The sequence below is a fragment of the Prosthecobacter sp. genome, assembly GCF_044373815.1.
Classification (GTDB): Bacteria; Verrucomicrobiota; Verrucomicrobiia; order Verrucomicrobiales; family Verrucomicrobiaceae; genus Prosthecobacter.
Window position 1 is genome coordinate 1 of sequence record NZ_JBIPNG010000696.1, and the last position, 2548, is coordinate 2548.

A 2548-nucleotide genomic window follows, 5' to 3' on the forward strand; every position below is an offset into this window, starting at 1 on the left:
CACCACCTGCGCTTCCCGCTTCTTTTGGATGAGGCAAAAACGTTGCGCGAACAAATCACCGCCACCACTCATGCGCCAGCGTCGTGCCGGTTTGGACCCTGCTGCGATAACATCCTCGGCATGAACTGGCGGCTGCCGAGTGGGCGCATCGCGCGCATCGGCGAGCGTGTGGTTAAAACCACGACCGGCTATGACTGGCTCCGCTTCCTGCTGCACAGCGGCTCGCGCTATGGGGAGCCTGTGGACTACGTTTTGCGGTTGCGGCCGGATTGTGGCTGCACGGCCATCGCCCGCTTCGACGGAGACACCAAGGCTTTGCGATCCTGTGTATCCAAACTACTTCACAGCGGCTGGATGCACTGGTGGGATGCTGTGGATTGCATTGCCGAAGACGGTGCCGCATTCGTCCGTGTGGTGATCCATTGTGTGCCAGAAGAAGCGGCCATATTCGTAGAACAGATCGAACGCATTGCTGCATCGTCGTTCACTCAGCTTACGCTGCAAAACAACGCGCCTCCGCCTCTGGATGGCCTTCCCGATCTGGTGATCAAGACGACGCCTGATCGAGTCATGGGTCTCGCTGCGGAACTGGTGCAGGGTGCACGCCGTTGTGTGGCACTGTGTTACAGCGGTGTCGTCCACGTTTACATGAACGAGAGCGATGACTTCACCGAGCGCACTCAAGCCCTCGTGCAACCGCACGCAGCGGAACTTCACTCACTCGGCGGCGACTGGCACTCACGCTGGTTGCCTGCTACGCCGCCGACCATCATCGAGTCTGCCTGGCTCAACACATTGGAGCAAGCCATTCATGAGCACTGAAGCGCCCCCGCCGAACTATTTCTCCAACTGCACGCACTGCGGTTTCTGCCTCGCGGTGTGCCCCACTTATAAGCTCACCGGTGATGAAAATAATTCGCCGCGCGGACGATTGCGTTTGTGGAGTGAAGAAGCGGCGGGCCGACTGCCCCAGGATGAGTGGACAGACTTTTACACGGCCGAGTGTGTGGGGTGTCTCGCCTGTGAAACCGCCTGCCCGGCGACGGTGCCGTATGGAGAAATCTTCGAACGCATTCGCCATGAGCACGTGGCCTCCCATCGCTTCTCGCCGAAGTTGCAACTGCGTCTTGCGGCTGTGGCTGTGGCACATCCCACCTTGTTCAATCTCGCCCTGCTTCCCGCACGGCTCCTGCGCCGCGCGGGCCTTGGCCTGCATCGTTTTCTGTTCCCTGGCAGTCCCTCGGTTCTGAAAAGCACCGCTGCCTATGCAGACGAACTCATGCAACGGCATCGCCCCACCGGACCGCGTGTGGCTTTTCTCACCGGTTGTTTGATGGAAGCCATGTTCCGCGAGATCAACTTCGCCACGGTGCGCGTGCTGATCGAGAACAACGTTCAAGTCATCATTCCTGAGGGCCAGGGCTGCTGCGGCGCGTTTCAAGAACACACCGGACTTGATGGTGTTGAAGCGCTTCGCGAGCAGAACCGGCGAGCGTTTGGCACGCTCGATGTCGATGCCATCGTCAGCAACTCGTCCGGCTGCGGTTACGCTTTGGGCAAGGCATTGCAGCCCGGCAAACAAGTGCGTGATGTGCTCGGCTTCCTCGGTGAACTCAGCCCTGTGCGCCGCCAGCGTGGACGAGATGATGGCACGCGAGTCTATGTGGATCTGCCCTGCCACCTCGTGCATGGACAGAAGGCCGCAGGCATCCCCGCGAATGTGCTCGATGCCACAGGCTACCGCTGGGAACTCGCGCCCAAGGCCAAGGATTGCTGCGGCTCCGGTGGCGTTTACAACATCCAGAAGCCCGAGAACGCGAGTGCGATCCTCGCCGACAAATCCGCCTTCCTCAACGAAGCCGAAGGCGCACCCGTCATCCTCGGCACCTCCAATCACGTCTGCATGATGCAATGGCACAGCGCGGGAGCCACCGGTCTCGTCTCCCGCCCTTACGAGGTCAGGCACATCATCCAACTCCTCGATCCAGGAGAGAAGTTCAGCATCCCTTCCAACTCACCACAGCCATGAAAATCAACACCATGATCGCCTTCGCAGCGTTGTTCACGCTGTCCGCATTGAATGCCGCCGAGCCGGTTGATCCGAACCGCTTTGAAAAGGAAATCCTCGAGACGGCGGCGCGTGATGCGATCCAGATGGAAGTGCTGCCCGGAGGCGATGTTATCTTTGCTGAGTTCTGGGGCACGATCAAACGTTGGAACGCGAAGTCAGGCGGCGTGAGTATTCTCGGCTCGGTGCCGACTTATGCGAAGGGCGAGATCGGACTGCTCGGTATGGCGGTGGCGCGGGATTTTGAGCAGAGCGGGCATATGTATGCCTTGTTCGCGCCGACGGCGAAACTCGGCACCGTGCGTGTGAGCCGCTTCACGGTAAAAGATGGCAGGATGCCGGCGGAATCGGAGTTGGAACTGCTTTCATGGCCTTATGATACCGAGCACGTCTTCCACATGGGCGGCGCGATGTGGATGGATGGAAAAGGCGATCTCTACATCGGCAATGGCGACAACTGTCACTATGATCCGGGCTTGC

Annotated in this window: 2 protein-coding genes and 1 pseudogene; all 3 read left to right on the forward strand. The window is 59.7% G+C overall.

The genetic code is table 11. The features are described 5' to 3' along the window. A pseudogene (locus ACIREA_RS30405) lies at window positions 1–822 on the forward strand (hypothetical protein); the annotation flags it as partial. Next, a complete protein-coding gene (locus ACIREA_RS30410; RefSeq protein ID WP_397386065.1) occupies window positions 812–2029 on the forward strand; it encodes a (Fe-S)-binding protein in 1218 nt (405 codons plus the stop codon). The pseudogene ACIREA_RS30405 and the gene ACIREA_RS30410, both read left to right, overlap by 11 nt. After that, a partial coding sequence (locus ACIREA_RS30415; RefSeq protein WP_397386066.1) for a PQQ-dependent sugar dehydrogenase occupies window positions 2026–2548 on the forward strand: 523 nt, incomplete at its 3' end. The genes ACIREA_RS30410 and ACIREA_RS30415, both read left to right, overlap by 4 nt.